The organism is Thermaerobacter sp. PB12/4term (genome assembly GCF_003403315.2).
Taxonomy (GTDB): Bacteria; Bacillota; Sulfobacillia; order Thermaerobacterales; family Thermaerobacteraceae; genus Thermaerobacter.
In genome coordinates this window covers 243,637-262,136 of record NZ_CP048407.1, presented here as the reverse complement: position 1 = coordinate 262,136, position 18,500 = coordinate 243,637, and the positions used below count along the sequence as shown (strand labels likewise).

Below are 18,500 nucleotides of genomic sequence, written 5' to 3'. Positions count from 1 at the left end.
ATCCGTCGAAACGCTTGGGGACGGCGGAGGCACCGGCCGAGCCGGTCCGGCACGGGTCGCGGGACCACCCGGTCCCCGCGCCAGAAAACCCGGGGCTCCCGAACAAAGGAAAGTGGGGGAGTCGCGGGGCCGCGTGCTCGGAGGGGCGTCACCATGTCGCCTCTAAAAGACGAACCGGCCCCGCCGGGGCCGGGACGGCGGCTGCCGGCCCGGGTGCGCCACCAGCTCGGACCGGACAGGTCCGCCGTCAATACCGCTGTCACGGGCCACGGTAGAGCCCGTTACCATGCCCTGAGGCCCGGAACGCTGAAGGGCGAGTGCAAGAGTCCCCAGACCACGGGGCCCCAGGCCAGCACGGTGAGGATCACGGTCCCGACGACCCAGGGGGTCAGGCGGTTGAGCCAGGGCGGCACCGGCAAGCCGCCGTCCAGGGGCTCGGCAACGGGGACCTCCTGCCGGGCCGGAACTTCGGCGCCACGCATCGTGGCGACGATGACGCCTACGAACAGCAGCATGCTGATGAACAGCAGCGCCCCACCCACGGCCGTCAGCACGCCACCGTCCTGGGCCCCCGGGATCTGATAGGCCGCCTGGGACCACCAGGTGCGCCGCGGCACTCCCTCGAGCCCCATCACGGCCATGCCCCGCCCCATGACGGCCATGCCCAGGAACCACAGCCACGCCTGGGCCAGTGCGACCCGCTTGCCGCGCAGCGGGCGGCCTGTCAGCTCGGGAATCAGCCAGTAGGAGATGCCCATGAAGGTGAGGGTCACGGCGCTGCCCACGGTCAGGTGGAAGTGGCCGACGACGAACAGCGTGTTGTGGACCAGCAGGTTCAGCACATAGGAGGCGTTGATCAGGCCGGAGGCGCCGCCGATCGTGAAGAGCACCATGGCCAGCAGCTGCGCGGCCACCGACGGCTCACTCCACGGCAGTGCCCGGATCCAGCCCAGCCAGCCCCGGCCCCCGCGCTGCCGGCCGCCGATCTCCAGGGACGCCACCACGGTAAAAGCCGTGATCAGGCTGGGCACGAAGACCACGAAGGTGAGGAACGCGTGCACCATCTTGCTGGTGGTGGCGACGCCGGGATCGGTGTACATGTGGTGAACACCGACCGGCAGCGAGAAGGGGATGAACAACAGCAGTGCAAGGCGCGCCATGGACTCGCTGAACAGCTTGCCCCCCACCTGGCGCGGCAGCATGAAATACCAGGAGATATAGGCCGGAAGCAGCCACCAGTAGACGATGGGGTGGCCGGTCAGCCAGAACAGGCTTCGGGTCAACAGCGGGTCGACGCCTTCGCGCAGGCCCAGCGACCATGGGATCAGGTAGACCACGAATTCCACCGCCACGCCGACGGTCGCCAGCGTCCACATGGCCAGCGTGACCAGCGTACCGAACGCCAGCAGCGGCGTCCTAGCGCCGGGATTGTCCCGCTTCCAGGAGCGATAGGTCAGGAATACGTTGGCGGCCAGCAACCAGGTGCCGATGACGGCGAACAGCGCCACGCCGAGGTAGAAGGTCCAGTGGCCCTTCAAGGGTGCGTAGGCGGTGAACAGGACGGTAGCGCGGTCGGTGAGAATCGCCCACAGGGCCAGCGCCAGCCCGGTCCACATCACCACCAGTGTGGCGCGGCTGAGGAACCGGCTTTGCAGGGGCCGGCCGAAGCCCCGCACGGCGGTGAACGTGAGGAAGCCGACGTTGAAGAAGCTGGTCCAGACCAGTACCAAGGCCACGCCGTGCAAGGTGAGGCCCTGATAGTAGCTCTTGAGGAAAGGCACGTACGGATACAAGTCGATGCGCGCCTTGTCCAGGGCCTGCAAGGGACCCATCAAGACGCCAAGCACGAGGCCGAAGAAGATGGCCGTGAAGAGATGCCTGCGCACGTCGGCGTAATCTTGGCGAAACTCCGCGGGAACGTTGCCGGTGTACATCATCGTGGCCCCCTTTCAGCCGCTCCCCTCACTCGACCACGATCCGCCCCGACATGAGGTGGTGCCCTATCCCGCAGTACTCGTGGCAGAAGAACGTGTACTCGCCCGGCCGGTCGAAGGTGTAGCGGACCCGTGTTACCTGGCCCGGGACCACCATGGCGTTCACCGTGGTACCCGGAATGCGGAAGCCGTGGATGACGTCCTTGCTGGTCAGGACGAATTCCACCGCCGCGCCGCGGGGGACGCGAATCTCGCTGGGCTCATACCCGAAGACCTGCGCGGTCATGACCACCTCATACTGGTTGGACCCCACCGCGCGCATACCGGGCGAGGTGAAGGGCGGGTCATTCGCCGTGACGTGGGCCGCCTGCCCGTGGGCCGCGTGGGCGCTTCCCGAGTCGGGCAGGTGGATGTTCATTCCGAAGGTCGTGTAAGCGATCACCAGGATCAGCACGACGAGAAAGGCCGCGCTGATCACAATCCACGTTTTTTCGTAACGGTCGACGTGCACTACGCTCGCCCCCTACCCCCAACCAGGCTGCCGCCGGCGGGCCGGCCGCCGTGCGGCCCCGAAGCGTTCATGGGAACGGGAGTATCAAGCACTGCGCAGCAACGTGAGATACATGAAGCCCCACATCGCGGCAATCGCCAGCAGGTAGAGGAACGTGACCAGGACCGTCCCCTTCGGGGCCTGGATGTCCTCCGCCCGTGCCCTGGGCCGGATGGACCGGGCCGGCGCCTGCCGTTCCGCCGGGGTCCGCATGCTCGTGGCCATTCCTCCCCACCTCCCAGGTTTCAACGCCTCCATGGGGTGAAATCCCCCGCATGAACTGGGGCAACCCTGGCGCGCAGCCGCCGGGGCGGGCGCCACCTTAACTGTCGGCCACGACCCTGAGCACAAGCTGAGTAGAACCTGATCGCCGGCTGAGAAAGCGAACGCGGTTCTCTTTTGAAGGAGGAAGACAAACAAAAACGGGACCGGGGGGTCGTTCCCACAGGTCCCGTGATGCAAACGTGTCACAGCGAACCTACCACCGCGGATCGCCGCGTGGCCCTGTTCCGTTGCGAAGGGCCCCGTCACCGGCCGGGCTCGCCACCGCGGCTAGCCTTCACTGCACCGCGGCGTCGTCTTCGTAGCCCTTCGCCGGATCCAGCGGCTGCTCGATCTGCAACTCCGTCTTGATGGTCAAGCTGCGGTGCTGGTCCGTCTTCAGGTATTCGGCGATGATCTTGGCCTCCTGGTCGTCGATGGGCGCACCGTTGCCCCGCATCTTCTCCACGATGGCGTCCCACTGGTCACCCCTGGCGTTGTTGCGGATGATGCGGCCCACGTCGTGGCAGATCGTGCACTTCTGGAAGAATAACGCCTCGGCCTCCGAGCGGGGCTCCGGCATCACCAGCCTGGCGGCCTTGGCGACGACCTCCTTGGCCTGGTCCTTGTTCTCCTGCCACCGGGCGATGACGTCCGGCGGGACGTTGGACTTCAGCGCCAAGCCGTTGGGGTTGAGGCCCACCGTCACGTTCTTGACGCGCTCCATCTTCTCCACATCGATGATGGAGATCGAGTTGGCGCCCCAGTTGGTGACGTAGGCGGTCTTCCCGTCCGGCGAGAAGTAGATCCAGTGCGGGTTCTGGACGACCGGGATCTCCTTGATGACCTCGAAGGTCTCGAAGTCCAGCACGCTGATGTGCTGGGCGCCGTTGTGGTTCACCCACACGTTGCCGTCGGGACCGTAGTAGGCGATGTTGGCCCCGCCGCCCGTCTTGACGGTCCTGATCAGCTGGCCCTTGTCCGCATCGATGAAGGAGAAGGAGCCGTCGGAACGGTTGCCGGTGGAGATGACGTGGGTCTTGCCCAAGAATTCCACGTTCACCGGCTTGGGCACGTTCCCGACCCGGTGGACGATCCGGTCCGTCGCCGTGTCGATGATGATCACTTCATCATCCAGGGTATTGGCGACGGCCACGTACTTACCGTCGGCCGACATCCCCAGGCCGCTGCCGGAACCGCTACCGTAGTCCGTATCCGTCCGCGTGATGTGCTCGACCTTCCAGGTCTCCAGGTCGAGGACCGCCACCCGCGTGTCGGCCTGCAGGCTCACGTACGCCTTCTTGCTGTCGGGGGTGACCACCACGTCACGCGGCTTCTTCCCGACCTCCACCACACGCAACAACTTGGGGTCCGTGGCATCCAGCACCGCCACGGCGCCGGAGCCGTTCAACGTGACCAGCGCGTACCGGCCGTCCGGCGTCAGCCCCATGTGCAGCGGTCCCGCCGGCTTGCCGTCGGCCGACTTGGGCAGGTCGATGCGGCGTACCTTGTTGCCGTTGTCCGTGTCGATGGCCGCCACCCAGTCGCCGTAGCGGATGGTCACCAGCACCCAGCGCTGGTCCTTGGTAATGTAGGGGTGGTGCGGTACCCCGCCCTCGGTGCGGATGAACTGCACCGGCTCGCCCGTGGCCAGGTCGACCACGGTGACACCCTGGCTCACCTCGTCGGCGACGTAGAGCCAGCCGTTACCGTCCCACTTGGGATCGAGTTCCGGCCCGGCAGCGTTCTGGGACTCGTACCAGCGCACCTCGTAGTCGGGATCGAAGGTCGCCGCCGGGGTCATCACCCCGCCGCACGCGGCGAGCAACAGCGATGCGGCCACCAGCCCGGCCAGGCCAAGGCGGGTGGCCCCATGCGAGCCGGGACGTACGCGAGCACGGCATGGCTCCACGGACGCGTGACGGTGCCCTCCCATGATCGACGGACCCCCTTCAAGGCACGACACTGCCGCGGAGAACCAGCGCCTTGGACGCACAGGCCTGAGATGTTGAGGGCATCGCTGGCCCGCAGGCAGCCGGTCACCGCGGCATCGAAGCTCCGTATCACTTGCACTTCCGTATCATTTGCACTTCCATATCACTTGCACCGTATTCGGTGTTGGCGACCGAAATCCTCTTGAGATGAGGCCTGCCCGGCCGGCACAATCTGTTACCCGGAGACGGCCTGGCGCCACATTTGGACCACGGACCCCCAGACCACGACTGCGACCATCCAGCGCAGCGCACCGGCGCGGACCCGTTTCGACAGATACCCCCCCGCCTGGGCCCCGGGGACCGAACCCAGCACCAGCGCCAGCGCCAGCGGCCAGTCGACCTGCCCCGTCGCCACCTTGCCCACCATGCCGAAGGCGGCGGTGAAGAGGACGATGGCCAGGGTCGAGCCCAGGGTGACCCGGGTAGGAATCTTGAGCAGGTACATCATCAAGGGCACATAGATGAAGGCGCCCGGCGCCCCGACGAGCCCGCCCACCAACCCCACCGCCAGGGCGATGGCCACCGCCAGCGGCCGATTGAAGCGGACGTGGTCCGCCGTCGCGTCCGGATCTTCTTCCCGGCGGGGCAGGAACATCAGCACGCCCGCGGCCGTGGCAACGCCGGCGAAGAGAAGGAGCAACGCGCGGGCGTTCACCAGATCGGACAGCAGGCCGCCCACCAGGGCGGCGAGGGCGCTGGCTCCTCCCATGGTCAGGACCAGATCCTTGTGGACGAACCGGTTGCGCCAGTGGACCACCATGCCGGACAGCGCTGCGAAGAACACCTGCACGATGGTGATGGCGGCCACCTGCTTCATGTCCAGGGCCGGGAAGCCGAACAGCGGCGGGACGAACAGGAGCAGTGGAACCATGAGGATCGCACCGCCGAGCCCCAGCAATCCCGAGAAGAACCCGCCAGCCAGGCCGATCACGAAAAGGAGGGCGCTCATCCGGGCCTTCCTCCCCTTGTCTCATGTCCTCAGATTCCTGAAGCGCCCCGTTACCGCACGTGGCCGCGGGGTGCACCGGGCGCCCGGGACCGGGCCCGGGCGCCCGGTCCCACCGTTCAAAAGGTGACGTTGACGTCGGCCTCGGCCGCAAAGGCCAGGAAGGTGGCCGCGCCACCAGGCTCGACCCCGTCCACCAGCTCGTCGAGGCCGATGCCCATGACGTCCATGGTCATCTGGCAGCCGATCAGCTTGACTCCCGATTCCCTGGCGATCTCCAGCAGCTCAGGCACCGAAGGCACGTTGTTCTTCTTGAAGCCCTCCAGCGCCGGCTGCAGGTGCTCCGGCACCGGCAACTGCCGGTTCGCTTCCTTATGGATGATCTTCAGGCCATCGAAGGTGAAGAAGACCTGGACCTCCGCCCCCATGGCGGCAGCTGCCGTGGCGATGTTCAGCACCTTGTACGCGTCGTCGATGTTCCCGTGGCTGGCGATGATGGCCACGCGACGGACGGACACCGCGTACCCCTCCCTCCTGATTTCGCCGTGCCGGAAGCCCGTTTTGACCCGTGGCACCCGAATGCCGGCGTGACGTCAGCGGGATGCCGGTGCCGGGGCAGCCCCGGCACCGCCCTGCTCGACCGGGCCCGACCAGGCGGACATGCCCGGCACGACGTTGACCACCTTCTCGAAGCCGGCCTGTTGCAGGATGCGGCAGCCATAGGCGCTGCGGCGGCCGCTGCGGCAGACCACGGCGATCTCCGCCGTGCGGTCGAGCTTGGCGGCAAACTCGGACAGCGTCTCGATGGGTACGGAGAGGGCACCGGGGATATGGCCGGCCTCGTACTCCTCCGGTTCCCGCACGTCGAGAACGGTCAGCGTGTCCCCGGCCTCGAGGCGCCGGGCCAGTTCCTGGCTGCTGATCTCGCGCTCGAAGAGCTGTCCCTTCTCCTTGGTTTCCGGGACCAGCTTCTTGACATACAGCCGGAGGAAACCTTCGTCCTCCACCACGCCCAGGAACTTGTGCTCCGTCTGCTCACACCAGCCCCGGAAATCGGCAGGTGCGCCCTTGTCGGTCGCCAGCACCTCGAGGATCTCCCCGACCTGCAGGGCATCGATCGCCTTGCGCGCCCGCACGATCGGCAACGGGCAGGAAAGGCCGCGGGCATCCACGGTGGCGCTCGGCTTGAACGTAGCGTTCACGGACGACTCCCTCCCTCAGGCCGCTTCTTCCGCCAGCGCGCAGACGTTGCGCCCCAGTTCGAGCTCGGACGCCTGCTCCTCGCTCGGCCGCAGCAAACCGGTGTTCACCCGCTTGATGTCCACGTACTGCTGCGGGAACTCCGGCAAGCGGCCCATGATGAAGTCGACGAAGGCCCGCTCGCCCGCTGCCAGGGCCTGCAGGCCCTCGTTCGACTGCTTGAGGTCGCCCAGCGTACCGGCGACGCGGCCGCGGGCGTCCGCCTCCTGCGGCCGGCTGAAGTGCCCGGGAAGAACCAGCGTCGCGTCAGGCAGTTCCATCAGGCGCAGAAGGGACCGGTAATAAAGGGGCGTCCAGGTCTCGGCCCGGCCACCCAGGTCCGGTCGGGCGATGGACTCCACGAAGATGGTGTCGCCGCTGAACAGGTAGCGACCGTCCAGCAGGTAGACCACCTGGCCCAGGGTGTGGCCGGGCACATGGATTGCACGCAAGGTGGCACGGCCCACACGGAACTCCTGCCCGTCGTACACCGGCTGGTAGCGGAAGGTAGCGGGCAACACGTCCATGGGGTGAATGGCGTCGTAGGGGTGCAGGTGATAGGGCACGCCCAGTTGTTCTGCCAGCTCGGCGCCACTGCTGATGTGGTCGGCGTGGGCGTGGGTGTCCAGGACCCGCGTGATGGTCAGGCCGTGCCGGCGCGAGAACTCCAGGTAGCGCTCGGCGTGGCGCAGGGGGTCGATGATCACCGCCTCCCCCTCCGAGGCCACCAGATAGCTCAGGCAGCCGCGGGCCGGGCGGTTGATCTGATAAACGGCAAGGCCTTCTTCCTCCACCACGGGGACAAACTCGTAGTGGTCGCCCCAGGCGATCATACCGCCGCGCAAGCTGACGGCGTCATAGCCCAGCTCGCGGAGCCCCTGGGCCACATACCCGGAGGTGCCGCCGTGGGCGCACACGACCACGATCCGCCCTTCCCGGGGCAGGTGGTCCACCCAGTGCCGGCGCGCGTAGGCCTTGGCGGATGCGATGAGGTCGTCTTCCTCGGCCTCGGCCAGGATCTCGTAGTACGGCACGTGGATCATCTGCAGGGGCTGGCGGCCTTCGATCCGCCAGCGGCGAAACTCCTCGTCATTGCGGAGATCGATCAGGAACGGGGTTTCGCCCCGGTCCAGCATCCGCTTGAGCTCAGCGGCATCGATTTCCGAGGGAGTACGCGTCCTTGGGTCCACCTCTGTCCCTCCCCTCATCGACCCCGCCCGGGGCCGTATTCCACCGGGCCCTTCCACCGCTGCATGCCGCCCACCAGGTTGCGGACGTTGCGGAAACCCATCCCCTGCAGCCATTGCTGGGCCAGGCCGGAGCGGTTCCCACTCCGGCAGACGAGGACGATCTCCTGGTCGGACGGCAACTCCCGGTACCGTATGGGTACCTGCCCCAGCGGGAGCAACCGCGCGCCCGGGATGTGCCCGCCGGCGTACTCGTCGGGCTCGCGTACGTCGACGATCAGCGGGGCGTTGCCCGCCTCGAGCCGCCGGCGCAGCTCCTCGGGCGTGACGGTGTCCGGCCACGGAGCGCGCATCGCCATGGTGTTCCCCCCTTGGCCCCGGCCGGACCGGCGGTCCGGGGCGCCTGCTGGCGACCCTGCCGGGCTCAGCCGGATGACGCCTATTCTTATTTGAGATTAAGCAACTACTGAAACTAGCAACCAGTTTACGAGGTGCCTGCCCCGCGTGCAACCCCCATGCGGATTCGTGCCGGCCGTTCCAGCCGGACCGCGCGCCGGGTAGGGCCGGGGGCACGCGGTGCGCCCGCCGTGATCCGGATGACGTGCCGGGGCGCAGGAGAAGATCGACTTGACAGCGGGCGCATGGGGGATCATATTGGGAGTAGTTAAGAAGTTACTTAGCAAGGAGCCGGGGAAGCGGTAGCCCATGACTGCGGAGCGGACGGACACGGAAAAGCAGTTGCTGGAGCTGCAGGCGCGACTCTGTCATGTGCTGGCCAGCCCCAAGCGCCTGGAGATTCTGTATACCCTGGCCGGCGGTGAGATGACGGCCGGTGAGCTGGCGCGGGTCGTCGACACCACCACCGCCAACCTCTCCCAGCACCTGGCCCTCATGCGCCAGTACGGACTTGTGGAGTCGCGGAAGGAAGGGCTCAACGTGTATTACCGGCTCGCCTCGCGCGAGATCCTGGAAGCGTGCCAGGCCGTTCGCCACGTGCTCCTCGAGCACTTGCGGCGCAGTGCGATGCTGGCCGCTCAGAGCGGCGCCGGTCCGCAACCCGGGCAGCCGTGACGAGGCGAACCCGTACGCCAGGCTTTGCGGGGCTGCCCAAGCACGCCGGCGCCCCGCACCGAGCAGGTCAACGCCGCACAACCCCAACCGGGCCCACCGGCCCGTTGACGCATCAGCCGAACGGGTCAGGGCCCAGCGCAGGCGGGAACCGCAGGGAGGGATCGGCGATGGCGGAGCTGGACTACACGGTGGCCACGGACAAGCCGGTGGACGAGGCCATCCAAGCGCTGCAGTCCGCGCTGGCGGAACGGAAGTTCAGCGCCCTCTGGCACCTGCACGTCAACGAGAAGCTGCAAGAGAAGGGCTTCCACCTCGAACCCGAGTTCCACATCTTCGAGGTCTGCAATCCTGCCAAGGCCAAGCAGGCCCTAGAGACCGATCAGAAGGTCGGTTACCTGCTGCCTTGCAAGATCGTGGTGTACGCCGACCGCAACGACGGCAACCGCACGAAGATCGGCCTGCTGCGCCCGCAGACGCTGATCGGCCTGCTGGGCGACGAGCGGTTTCGTGACCTGGCGACCGAGGTGGAACAGGAGCTGCGCGCGGTGGTGGATGCGGCGGCCCGCTGAGGCCGCCGCATCCTTTTCCGGGGCGGCCAGGCCGCGCCGGTGGGGACCGATGCGGGGCGAGCGGCCCAGCGTACCCGCCGCCGCCCCGAGCCCACAGGAGATGGTGGACCATGTCCCGGAGAAAGCGCCTGGTGGTGGTCGGGGGCGTCGCGGCCGGCATGAGCGCCGCCTCCCGGGCGCGTCGCCTCGATCCTGACCTGGAGATCGAGGTGTTCGAGCGCAGCGGCTTCGTCTCGTACGGCTCTTGCGGCTTGCCCTACTTCGTCGGCGGCCTGATCCGCGAACCCGGCGAGCTGGTGGTCTACACTCCGGAGTTCTTCCGCCAGAAACGCAACATCGCCGTTCACGTCCAGCACGAGGTCACGGCCATTCATCCGGACGAACACTACCTGGAGGTACGCGACCTCGTGACCGGGCGCCAGCGGCAGGTGGAGTTCGACACCTTGATCCTCGCCACGGGCGCCCGCCCCGTCGAGCCGCCCATTCCCGGCCTCGACCTGAAGGGTGTCCATTTCCTGCGGCTGGTCGAGGACGGCATCGCCATCCGCGAGCACGCCCGGGCCCTGGTGGCCCAGGAGAGACGCAAGGCGGTCGTCATCGGCGGTGGCTACGTCGGGCTCGAAATGGCCGAGGCCCTGGTCACCGTCGGCATGGAGGTGGCCATCGTCGAGCGTCTCCCCCAGGTCATGCCCAACCTCGACCGGGAGATGGCCGAGCTGGTCCACGATGAATTGCGCCGTCACGGTGTGGCGCTGTATCTGGGCGAGGGGGCGCGGGCCGTGCTGGGCGACGGTGGCCGCGTGCGGGCGCTGGACACCGACGCCCGCACCCTGCCGGCCGATCTGGTCCTGGTGGCCGTGGGCGTGCGGCCCAATTCCGAGCTGGCCGAGGCGGCCGGCATCGAGCTGGGCGCCGGGCGGGCGATCAAGGTGGACGAGTTCATGCGCACGTCGCACCCGTCCGTCTATGCCGCCGGCGACTGCACCGACACCGTCCACCGGGTCAGCGGCCGGCGCGCCTACATTCCCCTCGGTACCACGGCCAACAAGCAGGGGCGCGTGGCCGGCGAGAACGCCGCCGGCGGCCACGCCCGCTTCCCCGGGGTACTGGGTACGGCCATCGTCAAGGTATTCGACCTGGGCGTCGCCCGTACGGGTCTGACCGCCCGCGAGGCCGCGTTGGCGGGCCTGGAGGCCGGGGCCACGACGATCCGCCACGGCTCCCGCGCCCACTACTACCCCGGTGCCGGCAAGCTCCACGTCCGGCTGGTCCACGGGCCTGACGGCCGCCTGCTGGGCGCCCAGATGGCGGGACCGGTCGACGCCGTCTTGCGCATCGACACGCTGGTGGCGGCCCTCCATGCAGGCATGACGGTGGACCAGCTCTACGAACTGGACCTGGCCTACGCACCCCCCTTCGCGCCCGTGTGGGATCCGGTGCTGGTGGCCGCACGCCAGGCCATGAACGCCATCCGGGGCGTGTCGGACTAGATGCGTCTCCGACGGTGCATGCAGCCGGTCGCCCCGGCAGGCGGGCACACTGTTCCCGAGAGAGCGCTGGTTTCACTGGTTTTGAAGGTTTCCGGTCGGACGGTGCGTGTTCGGCGATCACCGGGCAGGCGCGCCGCCCGGCCGGGGCTCCCGGGATCCGCGAAGAGAGGGATCCCCGAGAGGAGGTGACGAAAGAGATGAAGATCTCCGATCAGGACCGGCGGGAGATCCAGCGGCGCTTTGAGGCGATGGAATCACCGGTGGTCCTCAAGCTGTTCGTCCGCGCAGACAAAGACGAGTGCCCCTACTGCGAGGACACCCGCCAGCTGCTGGAAGCGGTGGCGGAGCTCGACGACCGCATCACCCTTGAGGTCCACGATGTCGACCTGGAACCCGAGCTGGCCGAGCGCCACGGCGTCGACATGGTCCCGGCCATCCTGTTCGCCCGGGCGGACGGCAGCGACACCGGGATGCGGTTTTACGGCATTCCGGCCGGTTACGAGTTCGGGACGCTGATCGACGACATCGTCGACGTCTCCCGCGGTGTCGCGGGGCTGTCCCCGGAAACCGAGGCGTACCTGCGGTCGCTGGACACCGACGTCCACCTGCAGGTGTTCGTCACGCCGACGTGACCGTACTGTCCCCGGGCGGTCCGCCTGGCTCATAAGATGGCCCTCGCCAGCGACCGGGTGCGGGCTGACGCCATCGAGGCCATGGAGTTCCCCGATCTGGCCAACCGGTTCGCGGTCTTCGGTGTTCCCAAGACCGTGGTGAACGGGTCGGCTGCCGTTGAAGGCGCGGCGCCGGAACCGCACCTGCTGGCGTTGATCAAGGAGGCCCTTTCCTGACAGGGTTCCCTCGGCCGTGACAACCCGCCGGTCTCCAGGGGAGGCCGGCGGGTTGTCGTGGCACCCCGCCGCCAGGGCGGCGGGCAAGGACGGCCGGCAGGGGCAAGGATGCCCACCCCGGTCAAGCCGGCTCGACCAGGATGGCGTACTGCTCATGCTCCGGATGGTGCTTGCGACCCAGGATCTTGAAACCCTCACCGGTCAACCATCCGGCCAGGTCCGCCTCGGCAATGCGCTCCTCCCGGGGCGGGCCCACCTCACCGGCCCCCTCCGGATCGAACTCCGCCACCACCATGCGGGCGCCCGGCAACAGCCAGCGGTGAAGGCGACCCAGGACTGCCCTCGGATCCGGAACATGGTGGAGCACATGGGCCAGGACCACCTTGCGGGCGTGCTGGGGCGGGATGACCCCGGCCAGGTCGTCCTGGGCGATGTCCGCCTGGACGGCGTGCACGTTGTCGAGTCCCTCTCCCTCCACCTGCCGGCGCAGAAAGCGCAGGGCCTCGGGCCAGTGGTCCACCGCGTACACGCGGCCATGGGGCAGCACCCGGCGGGCGGCCAGCAGGCTGGTGAGCCCCGGGCCCGCACCCAGGTCCACCAGGTGATCCCCAGGCCGGAGATCCAGCCACTTCAACCATTCCTCCACCAGGGCTTGTCGCCGTTTCTGGTGCTCGAAGATCTCCGCCCAGGAGACCTGGGCCTCCCACGGTCCGTGGTGCCCAGCACCGTGGCCCGTGTGCCCGTGGCGCACAGCCTCCGGCGCAGGGTGGTTGGCCGCACCGTCGTGGTTCGACGAAAACGGCGGGCATGCCATACCCCCACCTCCCCCTTCATTCTGACCCCGAACGGCGGCCCGGGCTCCCCGGCCAGCAGGACGACGGCCGGGACTGGTCGTTCCCCGTGCTACTGTACCGGTAGTTTGTCACCGGGAGGAACCCCGCGCCCCCGCGTCGCAATCCTAAGACCGGAAAGGAGCGACGACGGTGACCGACCCCCGCGTGCGGAAGCTGGCCCAGGTGCTGGTGCGCTACTCCCTGGGCCTCGAGGCCGGCGACCACTTCCTCATCCAGACGTCCGACCTGGCCACGCCCCTGGTCCAGGCCATCTACCGGGAGGCCCTCCGGGTGGGTGCCTTCCCCCAGGTCCTAGCCCAGCTGGAGGGGCTGGGTGAGATCTACTTGAAGGAAGCGTCGGAAGAGCAGCTGCGGGTGCTGACCCCTCTGGAGCGGATCGCCTTTGAGGAATACCGGCACGCCCTGGTGATCCACGCGCCCCACAACGTCAAGGCCCTCAGCGGCGTCGACCCCCGCCGCCTGGCCATCATGCAGGAGGCGCGGCGGCCCCTGGCCGACAAGCTCATGTCCCGCATCGGCCAGGGCGGCAAGTACTGCGTCACCCTCTTCCCCACCCAGGCCCTCGCCCAGGAAGCCGGCATGTCGCTGAGCGACTATCAGGAGTTCGTCTTCGCGGCCTGCCGCCTGGACGACGACGACCCGGTGGCCTCCTGGCAGGCCGTGAGCCGGCGCCAGCAGGGGCTGGTGGAATTCCTGAACGGCGTGCGGGAGATCCGGGTGGTGGGTGACGGCACCGACCTGACGCTCTCGGTGGCCGGCCGGACCTGGATCAACGCCGACGGCCACATCAACTTCCCCGACGGCGAGGTGTTCACCGGCCCGGTGGAAGAGAGCGTCCGCGGCACCATCCGCTTCAGCTTTCCGGGGATCTTCCAGGGGAAGGAGATCGAGGACATCCGCCTCCGCTTCGAGGACGGCCGGGTGGTGGAAGCCCGGGCGGCCCGCGGGCAGGACCTGCTGGAGGCGCTGCTGGGCACCGACGAGGGCGCCCGCTACGTGGGCGAGTTCGCCATCGGCACCAACGACCAGATCACCCGCTTCAGCCGCAACCTGCTCTTTGACGAGAAGATCGGCGGCACCGTCCACCTGGCCCTGGGGGCCAGCTACCCCATCACCGGGGGGAAGAACCGGTCCGCCATCCACTGGGACATGATCTGCGACTTGCGCCAGGGCGGCGAGATCTACGCCGACGGCGAGCTGATCTACCGCGAGGGGCGGTTCCTCGTCGAGGGGTAGGTGGGGCGGTCACGACGCCGCCCACCACCACCGCCCCTCCCGCACCTCGACCCGGGCGGCACCCTCCCGCTCCAGGGTGGCCAACACGCCCAGCAGGGCGGCGCGATTCAACACGTAAGCCGCGGGGTTGTCCATGGCCACACCCAGGTGCAGGGCCAGCTCGGCCAGGAGGTCCTCCGTTCCCGCGGGCCCCTGCCGCAGGCGTGCGGCAGCCCAGTCCAGCAGGCGGCGGACGGCCGCCGCGTTGGCCTCCAGCACCGCCTGCAGTTCCGGTCCGGCCGGTACCGCCGGGCCGTGGCCGGGGACGAACCAGCGGGCGTCCACCTGGCGCACCCGGTCCAGGGATGCCAGCATCCGCCCGGCGTCCACCAGATAGGGCATGGGGTGCTTGGCCAGGGGCTCGAGGCCCATGAAGCTGTCCGCGGCAAAGAACACGCCGTCGACGCAGAACCCCACCTGGGCCAGGCTGTGGCCGGCCAGGTCCACCACCTCCATCGCCACGCCGCCCAGCTCCAGGACCTGCCGGGGTTCCAGCTCCTGGTGCACCGGCGACGGCTCCGCCAGGAGGAACCGGTTCTGCAGGGCCGCCACGGGCGCCGCGCCGCCGAAGAGGTACACCGGCTCGTAGAGGGGATGGCGAATCACCTCCGCCTCCCCGGCGGGGGCGCAGACCCGGGCACCGGTCCGGCGCAGGACCTGGGCGTTGCCGCCGAAATGGTCGGCGTGGGCATGGGTGTTGAGCACCACCCGCACGGGCTCCCCCATGGCCTCCGCCACCCGCAGGATCTTGTTGGCCGCCGACCGGTCGAGGCCTGTGTCGATCAGCACCAGGCCGTCCCCGGTCCGGACCAGCCCGCTGTTCACCGCGCCGTGCAACACGGTGACCTTCCCGGTCAGCGGGATCGGTTCCATGGAACCGCCACTCCCTTCGTCGAAGCCCCGCCCCCCTGGCAGGGCTTCTCGCGGACCCCAGCTCGGAACGGAAAGAGCCGGGGCGACCCGCGCCTCCGGCCCTTCTTCCATCTCCTGCCGTTCCTCACCTGCTGGGACGGGCCTTCCCGCCCGGCCTCCCCCCCGGGGCCATGGCCCCACCTGCCCTCAGTAGGTGACCGCCGGGTCTCGCCCGGCGCCGGCCGCGCCCGCACCGGCGCGGCCGGCCGGTTCGTCCGGGGAAGAAGCGGCGGCCCCGTCGCCGGTCCGGCGGGACGGCGACGCGTCCCCACCGGCCCGCCCCGTCACCAGGGCCACGGCCGCGCTGGTGCCCAGCAGCTCGGCCCCCGCATCGATCAGCGCCCAGGCCTGGGACGCCGTCTTGATGCCCCCCGAGGCCTTGACCCGCACGCCGGAGGGCACCCGCTGGCGCAGGAAGCGGATGTCGTCCGGCGTGGCCACGCCCACGGCGCCGCCGCTGGCGTTCTTGACCCAGTCGAACCCGGCCGCCACGGCCAGCCGGACCATCTGCTCCCGCTCGGCAGCGTTCAGCAGGGGCAGCTCCAGCATGGCCTTGGTCTCCGCCGGCCGGGCCGCCCGGACCACCGCCTCCAGATCGGCGCGGAAGTCGTCCAGCCGGCCGCTGCGGAACAGGCCCAGGGGCACCATCACGTCGATCTCGTCGACACCCAGTTGGGCCAGTTCCCGGGCCTGGGCCACCCGGGCGGAGGTGGTCATGCAGCCCAGGGGAAAGTCGACGAAGGACGCCACCCGCACCGGCGAGCCGGCCAGGACCTGGCGGGCCACCGGGACCCACAGCGGCGGTACCATGGCCGCGTGGAAGCCGTATTCCAGGCACGCCCGGCAGTGGGCCACCACCTGTTCCTCCGTCACGTCGCTGGCGATCAGGGTCGACTGGATGAACCGGGCGAGACGCGCCCCGCTGCGCCCCGCCCCGCCGGCCACCGCCCCGCTGGGATAGCCTTCTGCCGTCACAGGACAACCCGCCTCCTTCTTTGCCTGCTGCCCCGTCCCGCGGCACCCCGCTGCCCCGCCCGGCCGTCCTCCTGCCCTGGCCGGCCGCCATGCCCCCTGACCGGCCGGTCTCGGCCCCCGTCCAGCGGGCCAGGCGGGCGGGCCGCGCGAGCCGTCCGGTGGGCAACTGGCCGCCACGGCCTGCGACCACCGGGGCCCTTCCTGCGGTCCCGCCACCGCCCGCCGTACCGCTGTCCCGCCGGCCGGACGCCTCGCTGTCCATGCCGCCGGCTTCGTGCCCGCCTGCGGCCGCGGCAAGCTTACCGCCGCGCCAGGATGTCCATCAGCAGGGCCTTGAACCGCTCCCGGTCCGCGCCCAGGCACACCTGGGCGTTGGGCCTCTCCACCCGCTTCTCCACGCCCGCGTACTGCGCCGGGGTGATCACCGAGGCGCCGCGGGTCAGTTCGCCCCGGGTCTCGATGTCGACCTGGCAGGGCTGCCAGCCGCGGGCGATGGCCGGATCGGCGATCATGGCCGCCACGATGGAGTCGGGGTGGGTCACGCCCCGGATGCCCACCGTCTCATTGAACTGCCGCACCACGCGGTTCACCTGCAGGTAGAACCGGGCCAGCTCCGTATCCAGCCGGCGGATGTCCTCCAGGTCGCCGTCATCCAGCACCGTGTCCCGGACGCAGAGGCCCCAGTCGACCAGCCGGATGTCGAACCCCGCCCGGAACACGATCCGTGCGGCCTCGGGGTCGACGTAGAAGTTGTACTCCGCCGCGGGGGTGATGTTCCCGGGGGCGAAGTAGGTCCCCCCCATGATGTAGAGGGTCTTCACCTTGCGGGCGATGGAGGGGTCCCGGGTCACCGCCACGGCGATGTTGGTCAGGGGCGCCTGGGCCAGGATGGTAAGCTCACCCGGTGCCGCGTGGATCCGCTCGATCAGGGCGTCGACGGCATGCTGGGGCTCGGGGCGCTGCCGCGCCCGGGGGAAGAAGGAGTCGCCCATTCCGTCGCGGCCGTGGACGTAATCCGCCGCCACCCACTCGTTGACCAGGGGAACGGCACAGCCGGGGTAGACCGGGACCTGGCCGCTGCGCCCGGCCATCTCGATGGTGTAGAGGGCGTTCTCGATCTGCTGCTCGAAGCCCACGTTCCCTACCGAGATGGTCACGGCCTCCAGCTGGATGTTGGGATGGAGCAGGGCGATGAGCAGGGAGTTGACGTCATCCCCCGCCGTATCGGTGTCGATGATCAAGCGAACCGGCAATCCCCATTCCTCCTCTGCGCGACCTGGGCACAGCCCGTGCCGGCAGATCAAGCCGGCCGGAACCTTGCCGCCTCGCCGGCCACCGCCTGCCGCCCGGGATGGGTTCGACCGGCGCCGCCTGCGGCCCGTCCCCGCCGGCAGCCCCGGCTCCGCCGGGCCCTCCGCTAGCCGCGGGCGGCAAGGAACGCCTCCAGTTGTTCCCGCCGCGGCAGGGCCGGGATGACCCCCAGGGCAGTACAGGTCAGGGCTCCGGCCGCCGCTGCCCGCCGCACCGCCTCCATCAGGGGCCGTCCTTCGGCCAGGGAAACCGCCAGGGTGGCGCTGAAGGAATCGCCCGCCCCGGTGGTGTCCACCACCTGGACCGGGAAGGCCGCCACTTCCGTCACCCCGCGGGGTTCGACCACCAGCACGCCGCGGGCGCCGCGGGTCAGGACCACCGTCCGTACGCCGGCATCCAGCAGGCGCCGGCAGAGGTTCAGGGAATCGGACGGGTCGTCGGGGGCCAGGCCCAGCAGGATGTGCAGCTCCGTCTCGTTGGGCGTGACGATGTCCGCCAGGGCCAGGTCCTCCAGAGGCAACGGCCGGGCCGGGGCCGGGTTGAGGATGGCCGTCACCCCCGCCTCCCGGGCCAGGCGCAACGCGTGGACCGCCGTCCGGGCCGGGATCTCCTGCTGCGTCAGCACCACGTGGCTCTGGGTTAGGCGCTCCCGGGCCCGTTCCACGTGGGAAGGCTCCAGGCACTCGTTGGCGCCGGGGTCCAGGACGATCAGGTTCTCCCCCGCCGCATTGAGCACGATGAAGCCGACGCCGGTGTTCCGGCCCTGCACCACGCCCAGGTACTGGGTGCCCACTCCCTCCCGGCGGTAGAGTTCCCAGGCGATGGCAGCCAGGTCGTCGTCGCCCACCAGCCCTACGAACTCAACGTCCGCACCCAGCCGGGCGGCCTGAACGGCCTGGTTGCTGCCCTTGCCGCCGGGCCCGCGGTCGAAATCCCGCCCCACCACCGTCTCGCCGGCCACCGGGAAGCGGTCGGCCCGTAAGGTCAGGCCGACGGCGAAACTGCCCACCACCGTCACCACGGGCCGCCGGCCCCCACTCTGCCCTGCCATGGCGAATCCCCCTGGGCACGCCGAGATGCCGCC

The 18,500-nt window shown here is 69.4% G+C and carries 19 protein-coding genes; 5 read left to right on the top strand and 14 right to left on the bottom strand.

All coding sequences use genetic code 11. The annotated features are described in order from the left end of the window. Nucleotides 1-281 precede the first annotated feature (281 nt). From DYI95_RS01125 to DYI95_RS01085, 9 genes are all read right to left on the bottom strand, one after another. Complete coding sequence (locus DYI95_RS01125; RefSeq protein WP_116901205.1) at nt 282-1,934, bottom strand: cbb3-type cytochrome c oxidase subunit I; 1,653 nt, start codon at nt 1,932-1,934, stop codon at nt 282-284. A gap of 28 nt (nt 1,935-1,962) precedes the next feature. Beyond that, on the bottom strand, nt 1,963-2,445 hold the full coding sequence (locus DYI95_RS01120) for a cytochrome c oxidase subunit II (protein ID WP_116901206.1): 483 nt from the start codon (nt 2,443-2,445) through the stop codon (nt 1,963-1,965). Nucleotides 2,446-2,529: 84 nt separating this feature from the next. Continuing rightward, nucleotides 2,530-2,709, bottom strand: a complete 180-nt coding sequence (locus DYI95_RS01115; protein ID WP_116901207.1) for a hypothetical protein — start codon at nt 2,707-2,709, stop codon at nt 2,530-2,532. Between the two features lie 334 nt (nt 2,710-3,043). Next, nucleotides 3,044-4,681 carry a beta-propeller fold lactonase family protein gene (locus DYI95_RS01110; protein WP_116901208.1) on the bottom strand — a complete coding sequence of 546 codons (1,638 nt, stop codon included), beginning with the start codon at nt 4,679-4,681 and terminating at the stop codon, nt 3,044-3,046. A 233-nt stretch (nt 4,682-4,914) separates the two neighbouring features. Continuing rightward, nucleotides 4,915-5,688, bottom strand: coding sequence for a sulfite exporter TauE/SafE family protein (locus DYI95_RS01105; protein ID WP_116901209.1), 774 nt, complete (start codon nt 5,686-5,688; stop codon nt 4,915-4,917). 116 nt (nt 5,689-5,804) lie between these two features. After that, on the bottom strand, nt 5,805-6,203 hold the full coding sequence (locus tag DYI95_RS01100) for a DsrE/DsrF/DrsH-like family protein (RefSeq protein WP_116901210.1): 399 nt from the start codon (nt 6,201-6,203) through the stop codon (nt 5,805-5,807). A 75-nt stretch (nt 6,204-6,278) separates the two neighbouring features. Further along, complete coding sequence (locus DYI95_RS01095) at nt 6,279-6,887, bottom strand: sulfurtransferase TusA family protein (RefSeq protein WP_116901211.1); 609 nt, start codon at nt 6,885-6,887, stop codon at nt 6,279-6,281. Between the two features lie 15 nt (nt 6,888-6,902). Further along, the gene (locus DYI95_RS01090) at nt 6,903-8,114 is read right to left on the bottom strand and encodes an MBL fold metallo-hydrolase (RefSeq protein WP_116901212.1); all 1,212 of its coding nucleotides are present in this window, start codon (nt 8,112-8,114) and stop codon (nt 6,903-6,905) included. 14 nt (nt 8,115-8,128) lie between these two features. Continuing rightward, nucleotides 8,129-8,470, bottom strand: coding sequence for a rhodanese-like domain-containing protein (locus tag DYI95_RS01085; RefSeq protein ID WP_116901213.1), 342 nt, complete (start codon nt 8,468-8,470; stop codon nt 8,129-8,131). A 346-nt stretch (nt 8,471-8,816) separates the two neighbouring features. Here DYI95_RS01085 and DYI95_RS01080 point away from each other — a divergent pair, with 346 nt between their 5' ends. The 4 genes from DYI95_RS01080 (at nt 8,817) to DYI95_RS01065 (ending at nt 12,089) form a co-directional block, all read left to right on the top strand. Continuing rightward, nucleotides 8,817-9,182: a helix-turn-helix transcriptional regulator gene (locus DYI95_RS01080; RefSeq protein ID WP_116901214.1), complete on the top strand. Its 366-nt coding sequence runs from the start codon at nt 8,817-8,819 to the stop codon at nt 9,180-9,182. Nucleotides 9,183-9,349: 167 nt separating this feature from the next. After that, a complete protein-coding gene (locus DYI95_RS01075; protein WP_116901215.1) occupies nt 9,350-9,751 on the top strand; it encodes a DUF302 domain-containing protein in 402 nt (133 codons plus the stop codon). Between the two features lie 110 nt (nt 9,752-9,861). Then, nucleotides 9,862-11,241, top strand: coding sequence for an FAD-dependent oxidoreductase (locus DYI95_RS01070; RefSeq protein WP_116901216.1), 1,380 nt, complete (start codon nt 9,862-9,864; stop codon nt 11,239-11,241). A gap of 197 nt (nt 11,242-11,438) precedes the next feature. Continuing rightward, on the top strand, nt 11,439-12,089 hold the full coding sequence (locus tag DYI95_RS01065; RefSeq protein ID WP_116901217.1) for a thioredoxin family protein: 651 nt from the start codon (nt 11,439-11,441) through the stop codon (nt 12,087-12,089). A 121-nt stretch (nt 12,090-12,210) separates the two neighbouring features. On the opposite strand, the gene DYI95_RS01060 is transcribed toward DYI95_RS01065, so the two are convergent. After that, nucleotides 12,211-12,903 (bottom strand): class I SAM-dependent methyltransferase, encoded by a 693-nt coding sequence (locus DYI95_RS01060; protein ID WP_116901218.1) that lies wholly within the window; start codon nt 12,901-12,903, stop codon nt 12,211-12,213. A gap of 169 nt (nt 12,904-13,072) precedes the next feature. Here DYI95_RS01060 and DYI95_RS01055 point away from each other — a divergent pair, with 169 nt between their 5' ends. Beyond that, nucleotides 13,073-14,179, top strand: coding sequence for an aminopeptidase (locus DYI95_RS01055; RefSeq protein ID WP_116901219.1), 1,107 nt, complete (start codon nt 13,073-13,075; stop codon nt 14,177-14,179). A 9-nt stretch (nt 14,180-14,188) separates the two neighbouring features. On the opposite strand, the gene DYI95_RS01050 is transcribed toward DYI95_RS01055, so the two are convergent. The 4 genes from DYI95_RS01050 to rbsK all read right to left on the bottom strand — a co-directional run bounded on the left by DYI95_RS01050 (nt 14,189) and on the right by rbsK (nt 18,467). Next, complete coding sequence (locus DYI95_RS01050; protein ID WP_116901220.1) at nt 14,189-15,091, bottom strand: MBL fold metallo-hydrolase; 903 nt, start codon at nt 15,089-15,091, stop codon at nt 14,189-14,191. A gap of 186 nt (nt 15,092-15,277) precedes the next feature. Beyond that, entirely contained in the window at nt 15,278-16,105 is an 828-nt protein-coding gene (gene deoC, locus DYI95_RS01045) for a deoxyribose-phosphate aldolase (RefSeq protein WP_116901221.1), read from the bottom strand. Between the two features lie 299 nt (nt 16,106-16,404). Continuing rightward, nucleotides 16,405-17,358 (bottom strand): nucleoside hydrolase, encoded by a 954-nt coding sequence (locus DYI95_RS01040; RefSeq protein ID WP_116901222.1) that lies wholly within the window; start codon nt 17,356-17,358, stop codon nt 16,405-16,407. A gap of 164 nt (nt 17,359-17,522) precedes the next feature. Then, on the bottom strand, nt 17,523-18,467 hold the full coding sequence (gene rbsK, locus DYI95_RS01035) for a ribokinase (RefSeq protein ID WP_116901223.1): 945 nt from the start codon (nt 18,465-18,467) through the stop codon (nt 17,523-17,525). Between the last annotated feature and the right edge of the window lie 33 nt (nt 18,468-18,500).